Here is a 546-nt window from a genome sequence, read left to right as displayed (position 1 = left end):
GCATGGATCAACCATTCGCAGAACCTGCGCCATTTATGGGCCCACAAATCTCTGTGGCTGCGGCGAAGTTCATTCTTGATGCGCAAGCAAACCTGCAATCTCTAGGCGGTGAAAGCTTAATTGAAGCGAAAGCAGGAGAGGCGGCGTTTGTTTCTCCTGGCATCATCGATGTGACTAACATTGCCGAGTTGCCAGATGAAGAATACTTCGGACCGCTGCTGCAAGTCGTGCGCTATGAAGGTTTGGATAAAGCCGTAGAGCTGGCGAATGACACGCGCTTTGGCCTGTCGGCAGGTCTTGTATCAACAGACGATCAAGAATGGGAATACTTTGTTGACCACATTCGCGCAGGCATCGTAAACCGCAACCGTCAATTGACGGGCGCAAGTGGTGACGCACCGTTTGGTGGCCCAGGTGCATCAGGCAACCTTCGTCCAAGCGCGTACTACGCCGCGGATTACTGTGCTTACCCTATGGCATCCATGGAAGGGCAGGAGACGGAATTACCTGCGACAGTGAGCCCTGGCGTGACGCTTTAAGTTTCAA

1 protein-coding gene is annotated in these 546 nt (G+C 53.1%); it reads left to right on the top strand.

The genetic code is table 11. The features are described from left to right. Positions 1 to 539, top strand: a 539-nt coding sequence (locus R7Q11_RS28640; protein WP_225467282.1) for an aldehyde dehydrogenase family protein, incomplete at its 5' end; no start/stop codon positions are given. Between the last annotated feature and the right edge of the window lie 7 nt (positions 540 to 546).

The sequence above is a fragment of the Vibrio sp. 970 genome (assembly GCF_033339075.1).
This window is presented reverse-complemented; position numbering and strand designations above follow the sequence as displayed.